Source organism: Blautia parvula (assembly GCF_020215665.1).
Classification (GTDB): domain Bacteria; phylum Bacillota; class Clostridia; order Lachnospirales; family Lachnospiraceae; genus Blautia; species Blautia celeris.
In genome coordinates this window covers 3401129-3416745 of the sequence record NZ_CP084061.1, presented here as the reverse complement: position 1 = coordinate 3416745, position 15617 = coordinate 3401129, and the positions used below count along the sequence as shown (strand labels likewise).

Sequence of the window (15617 nt, the reverse complement as noted above, 5' to 3'; positions counted from 1 at the left end):
TCCAATACCTGGAACTTCTTATATTATACGGAAAACAGGAAAGGGATGCAAGCCATATTTAGCCCTAATATACAGAAAATACACAACTCCGGCCAAAAGCATCTCTCCATAAACAGAAGTTTTTAACAAATCCTGTTATTCTAACGAAAATCCCCGCGAAAAATCGTCATTATATTCCAAATTATTTTCTTTACAAAGAAGATTTCCTGTAGTAAGTTATGTAGTATATCGCTGATTTTAGGGGGGCTTAGAGAAAAATGGGAAAGACCGGAGTGATGAAGAAATTCATCGGAGATAAAAAATTTTATAAGATGATCCTGGCTATTGCCATACCTATTATGATACAGAACGGCATCACCAATTTTGTCAGTCTTCTGGATAATATCATGGTAGGAAGAATCGGTACGGAGCAGATGTCAGGTGCCGCGATCGTAAACCAGCTTATCTTTGTTTATAACCTCTGTATTTTCGGAGGTGTGTCGGGTGCCGGTATATTTACGGCACAGTATTTTGGACAGAAGGATAATGAGGGTATCCGCAATACCTTCCGGTATAAATTGTGGATGGCTCTGATCCTGACAGTGGGCACTGTCATCGTTTTCCTCATTGGAGGGGAACAGCTTATCAGCATGTACCTTCACGGGGAGGGCAGCGCGGAGAATCTGGCGGCTACACTTGCTTACGGGAAACAGTACCTTTACATTATGCTGATAGGGCTTCCGCCGTTTATGATGGTTCAGGTATACGCCAGCACTCTGCGTGAGTGCGGGGAGACGGTTACACCTATGAAGGCCGGTATCACGGCCGTTGTCATTAATCTGGTGTTCAACTACATATTGATCTACGGAAAATTCGGATTTCCGGTACTGGGAGTGCGGGGTGCAGCCATAGCGACCGTTCTTTCCAGATATGTGGAGGCTGCCATTGTCATTCACTGGACACACAAGCATAAAGAGGTCAACCAATATATTGAAGGGCTGTACCGCACGCTGAAGGTCCCGGCGCTGCTGACGAAGAAGATACTGATCAAGGGTACGCCCCTTCTTCTGAACGAAGCTCTCTGGGCGGCCGGGATGGCTATGCTGACCCAGTGCTATTCCATCAGGGGATTAAATGTGGTAGCTGCCCTGAACATTGCCAATACCATCAATAATGTATTTAACATAGTATTTATAGCTCTGGGAGATTCCGTGGCCATTGTGGTGGGCCAGCTTCTGGGTGCGGGCAAGATGAAGGAGGCCCGGGATACAGATACGAAGATGATAGCCTTCTCCGTATTCTGCTGTACCGGTGTGGCTCTGCTGATGCTCCTCCTTGCGCCGCTTTTCCCCATGCTTTATAACACCAACCAGGAGGCCAGGGAGCTGGCGAAATACTTTATCATGGCAACCGCGGTGTTCATGCCGCAGAATGCCTTCCTTCACGCCGCTTACTTCACCCTGCGTTCAGGAGGAAAGACAATTGTCACCTTCCTGTTTGACAGTGTGTTCATCTGGGCAGTGAGTGTGACCATAGCCTTCTCTCTGAGCCATTTTACCCTGCTGCCCGTTGTGGCGATTTATATACTGGTGCAGATGGGAGATATGATAAAATGTCTCATTGGATTTATATTGGTGAAAAAGGGAGTATGGCTGCAGAATATTGTGGCGGATTAGAAAATTAAATACAGGGACTGCCCGGCAGAATAAAAGGCAGTCTGAAAAGAGGAACAGGAAATGCGGCTAGGCATATCCTGTTCCTTTTTCATGTGCGTCAAATATGACAGGGAATCCTGTGTGGACGTGTGACCACATATAGCGATATTGATAAAACATGGTGAAAGAAATATGATTATCCTATCAGAAGTCATAAAGATAGGAATTTTTACAGGCCTTATTGAGAAAATTGTGCACAATAAGCAAAAGTTCAGTTAATGGAACTATCATCACAATAATAAGGAGTAAAGACATGCCGTCCAGAAACACAGAAAAGCCTATAACAAGAAAAGACATAGCAGAATTACTTGGCGTATCTGTATCAGTTGTATCAAGAGCTCTGAACAACAGCGGGTATGTGGAAGAAAAAAAGAGACAGAAGATCATAAGGACAGCAGAAGAGCTGGGATATGTTCCGCAGCCTGTGGCCATGAGCCTGCAGGAGAGACGTACAAAGCAGATTCTTTTTTACTGCAAGGACCTCAATAATGAATTTAATCTGGAAATGTACCGGGGTATGTGCAAAACCGCTAATGAGCGGGGGTATATGGTCGTGATGAATGGTGTTCTGTCTTTTGCCAGGATTCGTGACACAATGATTGACGGAATCATAATGCCCAATGAGAACCTGACGGAATATTATCTGGAACAGGTGGGAAAGAATTATTATCTTCCCGTTGTGAGTGCGTCCTATTGCAATCCGGTGAACCTTCCAAAATCAGTTCCTTTGGTGGAGATAGACATGTACCGGGCTATGGAGGTTGGCATGCAGTATCTGTTCCATATGGGACATAAGCGGATCGCCTTTGGGTTCCCATATTCCACTACAAACCCTAACTCCAGGCTTCTTGCATTCAAGGAGCAGATCAGCCTGAAGTCTGACAGAAGATGGCAGGACTGGGTCGTCAGTGTACATTGGCTGGATAAACGGGATGACATCCGGCTTATGGCCTTCAAGGAGGATATGGAGGATAATTCTCTGAAAATGGAGGAGGACTTTTTTGCAAAAGGCGAGATCGCAGCGCAGCTCTTTCAGGAGAGAAAAATGGATGCCACGGCGGTCATCTGTTTCAATGATGAGTTTGCTCTGGGTATGATGAGGGAGTTACAGAGAATGGGGGTGAAAGTGCCCCAGGACATTTCCATAGTGGGTATAGACGGCACAAGAGCAAGGAGATATGTTACACCTCTTTTGACAACCGTGGATGCAAATCCACAGAGGCAGGGCGGCGAGTGTGCAAAAATTCTTATAGACATGATTGAAAAGAAGAATACAAAATATATTGTTCATCAATCAGTAAGGCTTCTGGAAGGAGAAAGTGTTAAGGATTTGAGAAGCAGACGTTAATGATATCAGGAGGAAAAGATATGAAGAGAATGAAAATGATGAAAAAAGCAGCCATTTGGATGCTGACCGCTTCCATGGCAGCAGGGCTTACCGCCTGCGGAGGTTCCGGCGCGGAAGCAGAGGATACTGGAGATATCTCAGACCCGGAATCCGTAAAAGGAACCATCACAGTAGGCGGCTGGCCATCCGGTGATGATGCATTTAAGGCTGCTCTGGAGGGGTTTCACAAAGAATACCCCAACGTGGAAGTGAAATTCCAGTTTACAGATACAACTGCTCATCATCAGGCTCTGCAGACAGCACTTTCCGCCGGTTCAGGCGCACCGGATGTGGCGATGATAGAAGGAGCTTATGTTGCTCAGTACAGGGATTCCGCAGCGCTTACGAATTTAAAGGAAAAGCCGTACAATGCAGATGAATTAAAGGATGATTTTGTAGAGTTTAAATGGGACCAGTGCATTTCTGCGGACGGAAATGCTGTCCGCGCGATTCCATGGGATGTTGGTCCATGCAGCTATTTCTACCGTACGGATATTTTTGAGGAGTGCGGACTTCCAACGGATCCAAAAGAAGTGGCAGAGCTTATGAGTACCTGGGACGGCGTTCTGGAAGTGGCACGGAAAGTTTACATACCGGGAGAGCGCTGGCTCTTGCCGGATGCTTCCTATCTCTACTTTGAACTTTTCTGCAACAGGGATTATTACGATGAAGATTTAAACCTTAAAATTGAAAGAGAGGGAGACCTGGACTGCTTAAACGCTGTAATAAAAATGCGTGAAGAAAAATTGGACATGAATGTTGATATGTGGGGTACTGAAGCCACAGCTGCCTTTGGAGACGGGACCCTGGCGTCAGTATGCACAGGAAGCTGGTTCGGCGGATTCCTGAAGACAGATTATGCACCTGATGCAAGTGGAAAATGGGGTGTGACCACCATGCCGGGCGGCGTGAAGGCATCCAACTGGGGGGGCTCCTTCCTTGTGATTCCGGAACAGTCTAAAAATAAAACAGCAGCATGGGCGTTTGTAAAATACATGCTGGCAACCGCACAGGCACAGAATGAAATGTTTGAGGCAGTGGACTATTTCCCTGCATACAAACCTGCCTATGATGATGCAGACATTTACGGTAAGGAAGACCCGTATTTCTGCAGCCAGAAGACAAAAGAACTGTGGGTGGAATTGGCAAATGAACTGAAACCCGTCACCACGACTATGATGGACACCACAGCGGAGGGGTGCATTTACAGTTCAGTCAATGCAGGACTGGAAAAAGGACTTGGTGCGGAGGAAATCAGGGATTTGGTTAAATCAGATATTGAGAAGGCAACGGCAGAAGTAAAAGAACAACAGATACAGACGTTAAAGGATGCCGGTGTCTGGGACAAATAATAAGATCCAGTCAGCCGCTGTACGGCCGGTGCCGCACAGCGGCTGCTTTAAACAGACAGGAAAGGAGAACGATTGTGAATACTGTGAAAAAAAAGACTGGTTTCCTTTATACTCTGAAGAAAAATAAGGTTGCTTATGCCTATATTGCTCCTTTTTACATTCTCTTTGCCATCTTTGGCCTCTTCCCCATAGTGGCAGGATTCGGCATCAGCTTTTTCAGGTGGGACGGTATCTCAGCCATGCATTTTATGGGACTTGATAACTATATCAACCTCTTTAAGGATACGTTATTCTGGAAGGCCATGGGAAACACCTTGTTTATCGGAATCATTGCCCACATACCCATTCTTCTGGGCGGCCTTGCACTGGCGTACATATTAAATTCCAAACTGGTCAAAGGGGAAAACATTTTCAAGACCATCTATTTTATGCCCATGGTAACCAGCTCTGTTGCCATTTCCATTATTTTTCAGAACTTGTTTGGCAACAACTACGGAATCATCAACTGGTTTTTAGGTCTTTTCGGGCAGGTACCCATCAACTGGCTGGGGGGAGACGGCAGCCTGATCAAAGTTGCGGTCATCGCAATGTTTGCATGGAAATGGGTGGGCTGGAACATGGTGATCTATCTGGCCGGTATGCAGGGCATCAACGCGGACATATACGAGGCGGCAAAAATAGACGGAGCCAGCAACAGCCGCGTTATGTTCAGCATTGTCATTCCGCTGCTGAAACCTATTATCATCTTTACTATCATTCAGTCCAGCATAGGTATGTTCAACCTGTTCACAGAACCCTTCATCCTTACAAATTCAAGCTGGACAGGCGGTGTCAATAACGGCGGACTGACACTTATGATGTATTTGCTGAATAAAGCACCTCAGGGAGGAAACTCATATGGCTATGCCTCCGCGTGTGCTTATGTCATCACCATTATCATTGTGATCATTTCTGTAGGTGTCAACCAACTGACAGAAGACAAACCAAACGGAAGGAGGAAACACTTATGAAAATGCTGCTTTTTCTTATTATGGCAGTTGCACTTGTACTTATTATAATAGCAAAAGTACACCCTGCCGGCAAAAAGATATCTCTGTATATCGTTCTGGGTCTGATCGCACTCATCATGCTTCTTCCTTTCTTCATGATGTTTGTCATGGCCACACACACTACCAGTGAAATCTTTTCCTTTCCGCCTGCCATGTGGTTCGGCGGCAGTCTGTCAGAGAATCTGGCAAACATGAACCTGCTGGTGGATTTTCCGAAGTCCTTCCTCAATAGCTGTATTGTAACCGGTCTGAACACCATTCTTGTACTGTTGTTCTGCTCTGTGGGAGGCTACGCTTTTGCTGTGTATGATTTTCCGGGCAGAAAAGCATTGTTTGCTGTTTTACTTGCAACTATGATGGTTCCCTGGACAGCGGGAATCATTCCCTGGTTTCTCATGATGTCAAAACTGGGATGGCTGAACACATTTCAGGCATTGATCATCCCCAGCTGTGCCAACGCCTTCGGCATTTTCTGGATGCGTCAGTATTGTCAGAACAATGTACCTGTATCCCTGACAGAAGCCGCAAGAATAGACGGCTGCAGCGAGTGGACTATATTTTTCCGTGTGGTAGCCCCCATCCTGAAGCCGGCATACGCGTCTCTGGGAATCATGCAGTTTGTCAATGTATGGAATGACTTTATGCAGCCTCTCATGATCTTAAGAGAACCCGCCAAAATGACACTTCCCCTGATGCTGAAGACCATGGTGGGAGACAGAGGCACAGACTACGGCGCCCTGATGCTGGCCAGTACCTGCGCGGTACTTCCCCTGCTCATCGCATTTCTGTGCGCATCTAAATTCTTTATGTCAGGTCTGACCGCCGGAGCAGTGAAAGAATAACAAATATAAAATTGGAGGATAAATAATGGAACTGATAAACGGACAAAAAATAACACTGGGAACCTGCTACTATCCGGAGCACTGGGATAAAAATCTCTGGAGAGAGGACCTGGAAAGAATGAAAGAATGCGGTATTGAAGTTATCCGCATAGCAGAATTTGCCTGGAGCAAAATCGAACCGCGTGAAGGTGAGTTCACTTATGAATTTTTTAATGAATTTCTGGACCTGGCATATGAGATGAACGTTAAAGTCATTTTCTGCACCCCGACAGCAACACCCCCTGCCTGGCTCACGGAAAAATATCCGGAGACACTCAATGCAGCCATAGACGGCACTCTCTACCGACATGGCGGCCGCAGGCATTACAATTACAATTCCCCAAAGTACCGGGAACTGGCCAAGAGGATTGTAGAAAAATCCGCATCCCATTACGGTCCGCATCCCGCTATTATCGGCTGGCAGATAGACAACGAGATCAATTGTGAGAAAAGTGAATTTTATTCCGAGAGCGATACCGCGGCATTCCGCATCTGGCTCCGGGAAAAGTACAATACTCTGGATACTCTGAACGAAGCCTGGGGAACTGTCTTCTGGAACCAGACCTACACGGATTGGAGCCAGATTTACGTCCCCCGTCCAACTCCCAGCAGCAGCAACAACCCTCATCAGGTTTTGGACTATACCCGCTTCATCTCAGACAGTGCCTGCAGATTTGCTGCCTTCCAAAGCATTGTCATCCGAAAATACAAAAAACCGGAAGATTTTATTACTACAAACGGAATTTTTTCCAATCTGGACAATCACCGTATGAGAGAGGAAAGCCTGGATTTCATTACCTATGACTCCTACCCAAACTTTGCTTACTGCCGTGACCGCTTTGATCAGAAGGAAGATTCACTGCGCGACAGAATGTGGAGCCGCAACCTGATGGAAGTCCGCTCCATCTCATCGAATTTTGGTATCATGGAGCAGCAGTCAGGCGCCAACGGCTGGAATACCGGTATGGCGGCCCCTACTCCCAAACCCGGTCAGATGACCCTGTGGACCATGCAGAGCATAGCTCACGGAGCTGACTACATCAGCTATTTCCGCTGGCGTACCTGCACCGTAGGAACGGAAATCTACTGGCACGGCATTCTGGACTATTCAGGCCGCGACAACAGAAGAATCGCTGAGTTAAAAGAGATTCACAAGAAAACCCAGTGCTTAAGTGAACTGGCCGGTTCTGTCTATAAAGCTGAAGCAGCTGTAATCCGTGACTATGACAATATATGGGACAGCCAGCTTGATACCTGGCACAATGCTGTAGAGTGGCAGAGTCAGCTGTCTATTTTCCGGGCCGCCCAGAAGACTCACACCCCTCTTGATTATGTATATTTAAGAGAAACCACCACCATAGAGCAGCTTCAAAAATACAAAGTCCTGTTCTATCCCCACCCGGTCCTCATGTCCCCCGAAAGAGCATCCCTTCTGGAACAATACACAGCACAGGGCGGCACTCTTATCATAGGATGCCGAAGCGCATATAAAGACATGAATGGCCGGTGCACCACGGATTGTCTTCCGGGTCTTTTAAAACCCCTGACCGGTACTGACATCCCGGAGTACACCCTGGTCTCCCCTGAGGATACACCGCCTCTTATCAATTGGGACGGCCAACTTTTGGAAGCCGCTGTTTTCAACGATCAGTTAACCCCGGTCCTCCCCACCGCCCAGGTCCTGGCGCTCTATGAAAACTGCTACTACGAAGGCACCCCTGCCCTCATAAAGAATACCATCCAAAAAGGCACAGTATATCACTATGGTGCCGCTTTCAACGAGCAGGCAGCGGAAGTTTTCCTTGAAAAATTAGACCTGAAGACTCCCTATGAGGCCCATTTCACTCTCCCCCCACAATGTGAAATAGCCCCCCGCACCAAAGACGGTACAACCTACTACTTCATCCTCAACTACTCCAACACCCCTGCCGTCATCTGCCTTCCTCACCAAAAGAAAGACCTTTTCACTCAAACGTATGCCCAGGGAACGATAACGCTTCCGCCCTACGGCGTAAAAGTATATCAATAACCTTCTGACAAAGTATCATTCCAAATACCAAAGCATGCCCGGTTTCCTGTATCTCCACAAAAACCGGGCATACTTTTTTTCTATCTTCTATAAAAGCAGTATCACACTACGCTGTCCACAGAAAAAATTCCTTGTCATATTCCCCTTTTCCTCCACATACACTATTGCTAAGAGCACCCAAAACCAAAGGCGGTCCCCCCAACATTGAAAAAATTAATCCTAACACTATGTTTCATCTGCCTCCTGACCCTCCCTCTGACATCCTGCAGCATAGAAAAAGTCAAAGCCCAGGACGGAGTCAAGCCAGAGTACACAGTGATGAAGGAAGAGGATTTTCCTGATAAAGTCAAGGAACTGATAGAAGAAAACAAAGAATCAGAATTCCAGCTTACATATCAGGACGGTTCCTATCTATACCTTCTCAAAGGCTATGGCAAACAAGAGACAGGAGGATACAGTATCCAAATTGAGGACTTGTCCCTGTGGGACAATGCCATCCATCTACAGACCACCCTAATAGGGCCGGAGGAGGACAAAGACCTAAAAGACGAGCCATCCTATCCATATCTGGTGGTGAAAATGAAATATCGGGAAGAACCGGTAATCTTTGAATAGAAAAGAGGGCTTATTGTGGAATTAATAACAAAACAGATGCGTATGATGCATACAAAATGTGAAGCTGTCAGCCAGATTACCTTTGACGAAGATTTAAATGTGCCGGATATCAAGCCGGACGTAGGCCGGATGATCCAGAAAAAAGGTGAGATCCATATAGATGATGTCCAGATATCCGAGGGTCACGCTTTCCTGACAGGCGCATTGATGGTCTATCTCCTCTATGTCAGTGACAGCGAGGAGCGTAAGATCCAAAGTCTCCTGGGCACTCTGCCCATTGGGGAGACCATGCATCTGGAGGGCCTGGAAAACGGTGACAAGGTCCGGGTAAAGTGGGACATTGAGGACCTGAGTGTCCAGCTTATCAATTCCAGAAAGCTGAACATCAAAGCCCTGGTCACCTTTACCGCATCTGTGGAGGAAATGCAGGAGACAGACCTGCCCGCAGGTGTGGATGCAGAGGGCATTTCCCAGAAAAAAAGGGACATCTCCGTCATGGGGATCGCGGTGCATAAAAAGGATACCATGCGGGTAAAAGAGGACATTGCCCTTGCATCCAACAAGCCCAATATCCACGAACTGCTGTGGAACACCGTGGAGGTCCGCGGCATGGATATCCGGGCTGAAAATGATAAGATAGGCGTAAAAGGCGAACTCTTCATATTTGCCCTGTACCGGGGTGACGATGACAATAATTCCCTGCAGTGGCTGGAGCACTCTGTCCCCTTCTACCAGGAGCTGGAGTGCGTGGGCTGCACTGTGGATATGGTGCCAAACATAGATGTGACAATGCCTCAGAGCAAGCTGGAGGTAAAAACAGACAGTGACGGGGAGGAACGCCTTATAGGCGTGGACGCTGTTCTGGAACTGGAGATGAAGATCTATGAGGAAGAGGAAATGTCCCTTCTTCTGGACGTATACACCCCGGTAAAAGAATGCGTCCCCATACGTGAGAACAGAAAGCTGGAAAGCCTGCTGGTAAAAAATAATTCCAAATGCCGGGTAGGCGACCGCATTAAAATGGAACAGAACCAGGGAAAGATCCTCCAGATCTGCCACAGCGACGGCAATGTGAAAGTAGACGACACCCATCCTGTGGAAAACGGCATAGAGGTGGAGGGCATTGTGCAGGTGAGAATCCTCTATATTATAGGGGATGATGATATGCCGTTCTATTCCATGGATGCCATGATCCCCTTCTCCCATGTGGTGGAAGCTCCGGGAATAGGGAAAAACTGCACCTATCACCTGCGGACGGATCTGGAACAACTGTCAACCACCATGATTGACAGCGATGAGATAGAAGTAAAGATCGTTATGAATCTAAATGCCCTTGTGTTAAAGCAGACAGACACAGGCATTATCCGGGAAATAGAAGAGCGGGAGCTGGACAGGGAGAAGCTCCAGAGCATGCCCGGAATTGTGGGCTATCAGGTACAGCCCCAGGATACACTCTGGGACATCGCCAAGAAATTCTACACGACGATCGAAACCATTGTGCAGCTCAATAATCTGGAAAGTGATGAGGTAAGACCGTATGATACCTTGATTTTAACAAAGAAAGTGGAATCGTAACAGGTGAAAGTGCAATCATAATATTTTTAGGTGTTGAAAAAAGGAGGCATATCGTATAGAATAAAGTGTATAAAAACGAATACAATATACAATAAACATTTAATGATTCGCCTTTGGGCGCATGGAAGGAAACACAGGAGATAAAGATGAGATTAAGGGCACTGGCGAAAATTAATCTGGGATTGGATGTAGTCAGAAAACGTGAAGACGGTTATCATGAGGTCCGCATGATCATGCAGACTATCAACATGTATGACCAGTTAGAAATTGATATCAAAGAGGAACCGGGGATTTCCATTACTACAAATCTGCCGTTTATTCCCACGAACGAGAACAATCTGGTCTATAAAGCAGCGCAGCTTTTGATGGATGAGTTCAAAGTGAAGAAGGGGATAACTGTGGATCTGCAGAAATTCATACCGGTCGCTGCCGGCATGGCAGGCGGGAGTTCGGATGCCGCCGCTGCCATGATCGGAGTGAACCGACTGTTCGGACTGGGGCTTACTGTGCGGGAGCTTATGGAGCGGAGCGTGAAAGTCGGTGCGGATGTTCCGTACTGCCTGCTTCGGGGCACTGCGCTTGCAGAGGGAATCGGAGAGAAGCTGCGTGCTCTGCCGCCCTGTCCGGACTGCTACGTGCTCATTGGGAAGCCGCCTGTCAGCGTGTCCACGAAATTTGTCTATGAGAAGCTGGATGCATCGGAGATCGTGCAGCATCCGGAGATAGACAGAATGCTGGAGGGGCTCCAATGGCACAATTTGAACAGGATTGCCGAACATATGGGAAATGTTCTTGAGAGCGTGACAATTCCGGCATACCCTGTGATCGAGGAGATCAAACGACATATGAAGGACCACGGCGCAGTCAATGCCATGATGAGCGGCAGCGGTCCTACGGTCTTCGGACTCTTTGATGACAAGGCGACAGCAGAGCAGGCCTGTGAGGCACTGCGCGAGAGCAAGATCGCCAGAACCGTTTTCTTGACTACAGTATTCAATAATGGAGGAAGACACAGATGACAACGGATTTGGAAATGCATATGGATGAATACCTTCCGCTGCGGGATGTGGTTTTCAATACTCTGCGGAGGGCAATATTAAAAGGTGATTTAAAACCCGGTGAGCGGCTTATGGAGATTGCCCTGGCTGAGAAACTGGGTGTGAGCAGAACCCCCATCCGGGAGGCTATCCGGAAGCTGGAGCTGGAGGGCCTGGTAGTCATGGCTCCCAGAAAAGGGGCAAAAGTGGCTTCTATCACAGAGCGTGACCTGAATGATGTGCTGGAAGTCAGAAAAGGTATGGAGGAGCTGGCCATCCGTCTGGCCTGTGAGCGGATCACCCCTGAGGAGCTGGAGGAGCTTGATAAGGTGGAGCAGAGGTTCCTGAGCCTGACCGAGAACGGGGATCTGACTGAGCTTGCGGAGATGGACGTGGCGTTTCACGATATCATTTATAAGGCCACCAATAACAAACGGCTGGTACAGTTGCTGAGCAACTTAAGGGAACAGATGTACCGCTACCGCATTGAATATCTGAAGGATATTGCCGTGCGCCGTACCCTTGCCCAGGAGCACAGGGCCATCTGCGAGGCACTGCGCAAGAAGGACAAGGAGTCCGCACTGAAATACGTCTATGTCCATGTGGACAACCAGCAGAAGGCCATCATCCGAAGCCTGAATGAGCAGGAATAATAATAGAAGAAATGGATATTCTAAGAGAGATGTAAAAATTACGTCTCTCTTTTTTGTGCTGCAAATGCGGTCTGATACCGCATATACCACAGCATTATGAGAGCGGAAAGGGGCCTTTCAAATGAAAAATAATGACGAGATATCCATTCATATACAGGAAAATGAAGACTACATCAGAAATACACTGAAAGACTGTGCTGACATCATTATCCGTCCCATGATTCTGGGACAGGAACCGAAGATACGCTGTCTTGTAGTCTATATTGAGGTGGCAGTCAGCAATATGATGCTGGAGGACTCCGTCATCGGCAAGCTGGTAAACCATATGTGGGAAATGCCGAAGGATGAGATCCTGGAGTTCGTGGATGAAAACGGCCTGGGAATCTCCGACGTTAAAACACTGGACACCATGTCAGAAGCCCTGGCAGCCATGTTTGCGGGAAATGCTATTTTCTTCTTTGACGGCTATCCCCATTCCATCAAGGTATCCAGCAAGGGGTATCCCAACATGGGCGTACAGGAGGCATCCAGGGAAAAGGTGCTGCGCGGTTCCAAGGAAGGGTTTTCCGATGTAGTCAAGACCAACTCTGCCCTTGTGCGGAAAAGGATCAGGAATGCGAAGCTGAAAGTAAAGGAAAAGACCCTGGGTGTCAGAAGCCAGACCCTAGTGCAGATTCTGTACATGGAAGAGCTGGTGCGTCCGGAGCTTTTGGATGAACTGGACAGACGGCTGGAGAGCTTTGAGATCGACGGTGTCATGGACAGCGGCATAGTGGAGCATCTGGCAGAGGAAAACTGGCTTTCCCCATTTCCGCAGTTCCAGACCTCTGAGCGCCCTGACAAGTGCGCCATGGAAATCTTAAACGGCAGAGTCCTGGTATTGGTGGACAACTCCCCTATGGGTATCCTGCTCCCGGCTGCCTTCAATGATTTTCTGCAGGTGAGTGAGGATGAGTACAACCATTTTGAGCTGGCGTCCTTTTTGCGAATCATCCGGTATATAGCCGCTGCATTTGCCATGCTCTTTTCAGGTGCTTATCTGGCGGTGACGAATTTCCACACACAGGTACTGCCCACAAACCTGATTCTCTCCTTTGCGGAGGCCAGAAAAGGTGTTCCTTTTCCGGGAATCCTGGAAGTCTTTTTCATGGAAGTGGCATTTGAGAGTATCCGGGAGGCGGGGGTCCGCGCGCCCGGGCCTTTGGGCGGAACCATCGGTATTGTGGGAGGCCTGATCATCGGACAGGCGGCTGTGGAAGCCAATCTGGTCAGTCCTATCGTGGTGGTTGTGGTGGCAGTTACTGCGCTGGCTACCCTTGCCATTCCAAATGAGGAGTTTACCGCCCCGTTCCGGCTTTTGAAATTCGGTTTTATCCTTTTAGGAGGCACTATGGGCGTCTTCGGCATGCTTCTGGGCCTTTACCTGGTCATCAGCCATCTGGCAGGCCTGAAAAGTTTTGGTATCCCTTATCTGACCCCATTTGCCGCACAGAGAAATGCGGGATACAGGGGAGAGTCAGACGGCATTGTCCTGGCGCCGCTCCGGTTTATGACCAGGAGACCCCTCTATGCCAGAAGGGAACAACAGGTACGCCTGAAAACAAAAGGAGGACAGAAGCATGTTCGCTGACAATCAACGGATTTCCCACAGACAGCTTTTCAGACAGCTTGTTCTCGGGCAGCTCGGCATCTATCTGGTCACCATCCCTGTCACCTCATATCTGGAGGGCAGGCAGGGGGTGCTCTCCCTTCTTTTGATGGGGGTTCTCTTCTTTGCAGCCAGCATATTTTTTATCCGCATGAAGCCCTGCTATTTATGTCCTGAACGGTATATGGGAAAATACGCGGGAAAGATTTTCTGTCTTCTGCATCTTTCCTATCTCTTTATCACCGGTGTTTTCCTGCTTCTTGTGACCAGCAGGATCACGGGCCGTTTTTTCATTGAGAGCAGCAAGCCCTTTGTGATCATCACCGTTACGGCTGTGGTATGCTATCTGGGAAGCCACCAGGGGCTGGAGCGCAGGGCGCGTATGGCTGAGATATGCTTTCCCATCATTTTATTTGTCCTGGCGGCCATGTTTCTGCTGTCTGTGACAAGAGTCGAAGGTATCTATCTGGAGAAGACCGGGTCTCTGTCACTGCAGGGGCTTATACAGGGATGTTACCGGGTATTCTGTACCTTCCTGCCTGTATTTTTCCTTCCCTTTACCCTGGGGAATGTGGACCGGGCGGGCAACGCGGGAAAGGCGCTGAACGGTTCCGTGTTTCTGCTGCTTGGCATTCTCTCTGCAGCCCTCATACTTCTGCAGGGGGCATTCGGCGCCGGAGGCTATGTGCAGAAATCCTACCCGCTGTTTGATATGATGGCAGGCGTGGACCTGCCCGGTGATTTTCTGGAGCGCGTGGACATCTTTTTCATCGCTGCAGTTATGTTCTGCATCTTTTTTGCTGTGGGCAGCATTTTTTTCTATAACCATGAACTGTTAAAACGCGGCCATATGGAAAAGGGGGCGCCTTATCTTGCTGCAGGGATTCTGGTGTGTGCTTTGGGATGTGAAAAGGCAGGTATTTCCCTGGAATGGTACCGGGAGGTTCTGCAGAATATTTACGCGCCCCTGTTCCTTCTGCTGGCACTCTGGGCGGGAATCGCGTACGGAAGGGGGAAACATCATGATAAGGAAGAAAAGTAAGACAGTGCTCCTGGCTGTTATCCTGGCCTGTAATCTGACGGCCTGCGGGGTGGCCCTGGAGAACCGCAGCTTTCCCCTCTCCATGGGTGTGGATTTTAAGGACGGTGCATACCAGGTCTATTACGGCCTTCCCGACCTGTCCGGTGTGACCGGGCAGAATAAGGACGGGGAGAACCAGAAAGCCGGGGAAAAGGCGGATTTTTATCAGGGAAAGACCATGGAGGACGCGGAAAAAGACTTTCAGAACAGCCAGGAGGACTACCTGGATACGGGACACCTGAAGGTTCTGCTTCTGGGAAAGGGCCTGCTTGACCATGAGGAGGCATATAAGAACCTGCTCCACTATCTGGAGGAAAAACCTTCGGTGGCGGGAAATATTTACGTGTTCTCCTGCAGTGAGCTGGGGGATGTTATGAGCATGGACGGGCAGCAGATGGATTCCCTTGGGGATTATCTCACCGGCATTGTGGAGAACCGGCCTGACAGCCGGGCACAGGATCAGACAGACCTTCAGGACTTATATAACGCATGGCACAACGGGGAAGAGCGGCCCGTTCTCGGAGAGGTAAGCGCATTGGATGATAAAATTATGCTGAATCAGGAATAGGCCTGTAAAGATGCGGCAATACTCTGTCTATAGAAAATAAATGGTTAC

General features: G+C 48.3%; 13 protein-coding genes. All 13 read left to right on the top strand.

Going from position 1 to position 15617, the window contains the following annotated elements:
* Window positions 1–257: 257 nt before the first annotated feature.
* On the top strand, window positions 258–1655 hold the full coding sequence (locus tag LC508_RS15775; RefSeq protein WP_081960410.1) for an MATE family efflux transporter: 1398 nt from the start codon (window positions 258–260) through the stop codon (window positions 1653–1655).
* A gap of 292 nt (window positions 1656–1947) precedes the next feature.
* Complete coding sequence (locus LC508_RS15770) at window positions 1948–3042, top strand: LacI family DNA-binding transcriptional regulator (RefSeq protein WP_033141986.1); 1095 nt, start codon at window positions 1948–1950, stop codon at window positions 3040–3042.
* Between the two features lie 20 nt (window positions 3043–3062).
* Window positions 3063–4433, top strand: a complete 1371-nt coding sequence (locus tag LC508_RS15765) for an ABC transporter substrate-binding protein (protein ID WP_103731464.1) — start codon at window positions 3063–3065, stop codon at window positions 4431–4433.
* Window positions 4434–4507: 74 nt separating this feature from the next.
* A complete protein-coding gene (locus LC508_RS15760) occupies window positions 4508–5443 on the top strand; it encodes a carbohydrate ABC transporter permease (protein ID WP_225305196.1) in 936 nt (311 codons plus the stop codon).
* The gene (locus LC508_RS15755) at window positions 5440–6324 is read left to right on the top strand and encodes a carbohydrate ABC transporter permease (protein WP_103731460.1); all 885 of its coding nucleotides are present in this window, start codon (window positions 5440–5442) and stop codon (window positions 6322–6324) included. Before LC508_RS15760 ends, LC508_RS15755 begins: the two co-directional genes overlap by 4 nt.
* Window positions 6325–6349: 25 nt before the next feature.
* A complete protein-coding gene (locus tag LC508_RS15750) occupies window positions 6350–8392 on the top strand; it encodes a beta-galactosidase (protein WP_181014414.1) in 2043 nt (680 codons plus the stop codon).
* A 204-nt stretch (window positions 8393–8596) separates the two neighbouring features.
* Window positions 8597–9007, top strand: a complete 411-nt coding sequence (locus LC508_RS15745; protein WP_018595706.1) for a protease complex subunit PrcB family protein — start codon at window positions 8597–8599, stop codon at window positions 9005–9007.
* A 15-nt stretch (window positions 9008–9022) separates the two neighbouring features.
* Window positions 9023–10582, top strand: coding sequence for a DUF3794 and LysM peptidoglycan-binding domain-containing protein (locus tag LC508_RS15740; RefSeq protein ID WP_033141989.1), 1560 nt, complete (start codon window positions 9023–9025; stop codon window positions 10580–10582).
* A 113-nt stretch (window positions 10583–10695) separates the two neighbouring features.
* Window positions 10696–11601, top strand: coding sequence for a 4-(cytidine 5'-diphospho)-2-C-methyl-D-erythritol kinase (gene ispE, locus LC508_RS15735; RefSeq protein ID WP_255625470.1), 906 nt, complete (start codon window positions 10696–10698; stop codon window positions 11599–11601).
* Window positions 11598–12272: a GntR family transcriptional regulator gene (locus LC508_RS15730; RefSeq protein ID WP_033141991.1), complete on the top strand. Its 675-nt coding sequence runs from the start codon at window positions 11598–11600 to the stop codon at window positions 12270–12272. The genes ispE and LC508_RS15730 overlap by 4 nt, the downstream gene beginning before the upstream one ends.
* A 121-nt stretch (window positions 12273–12393) precedes the next feature.
* Window positions 12394–13902: a spore germination protein gene (locus LC508_RS15725; protein WP_033141992.1), complete on the top strand. Its 1509-nt coding sequence runs from the start codon at window positions 12394–12396 to the stop codon at window positions 13900–13902.
* Entirely contained in the window at window positions 13892–14962 is a 1071-nt protein-coding gene (locus tag LC508_RS15720; RefSeq protein WP_225305195.1) for a GerAB/ArcD/ProY family transporter, read from the top strand. Before LC508_RS15725 ends, LC508_RS15720 begins: the two co-directional genes overlap by 11 nt.
* Window positions 14943–15569, top strand: coding sequence for a Ger(x)C family spore germination protein (locus tag LC508_RS15715; RefSeq protein ID WP_225305194.1), 627 nt, complete (start codon window positions 14943–14945; stop codon window positions 15567–15569). Before LC508_RS15720 ends, LC508_RS15715 begins: the two co-directional genes overlap by 20 nt.
* The last annotated feature ends 48 nt before the right edge of the window (window positions 15570–15617 follow it).

What these genes read in the sequence shown, in the direction of transcription:
- LC508_RS15775 (WP_081960410.1), top strand. Translation starts at nt 258, where the DNA reads ATGGGAAAGACCGGAGTGATGAAGAAATTCATCGGAGATAAAAAATTT.
- LC508_RS15770 (WP_033141986.1), top strand. Translation starts at nt 1,948, where the DNA reads ATGCCGTCCAGAAACACAGAAAAGCCTATAACAAGAAAAGACATAGCA.
- LC508_RS15765 (WP_103731464.1), top strand. Translation starts at nt 3,063, where the DNA reads ATGAAGAGAATGAAAATGATGAAAAAAGCAGCCATTTGGATGCTGACC.
- LC508_RS15755 (WP_103731460.1), top strand. Translation starts at nt 5,440, where the DNA reads ATGAAAATGCTGCTTTTTCTTATTATGGCAGTTGCACTTGTACTTATT.
- LC508_RS15750 (WP_181014414.1), top strand. Translation starts at nt 6,350, where the DNA reads ATGGAACTGATAAACGGACAAAAAATAACACTGGGAACCTGCTACTAT.
- LC508_RS15730 (WP_033141991.1), top strand. Translation starts at nt 11,598, where the DNA reads ATGACAACGGATTTGGAAATGCATATGGATGAATACCTTCCGCTGCGG.
- LC508_RS15725 (WP_033141992.1), top strand. Translation starts at nt 12,394, where the DNA reads ATGAAAAATAATGACGAGATATCCATTCATATACAGGAAAATGAAGAC.
- LC508_RS15720 (WP_225305195.1), top strand. Translation starts at nt 13,892, where the DNA reads ATGTTCGCTGACAATCAACGGATTTCCCACAGACAGCTTTTCAGACAG.
- LC508_RS15715 (WP_225305194.1), top strand. Translation starts at nt 14,943, where the DNA reads ATGATAAGGAAGAAAAGTAAGACAGTGCTCCTGGCTGTTATCCTGGCC.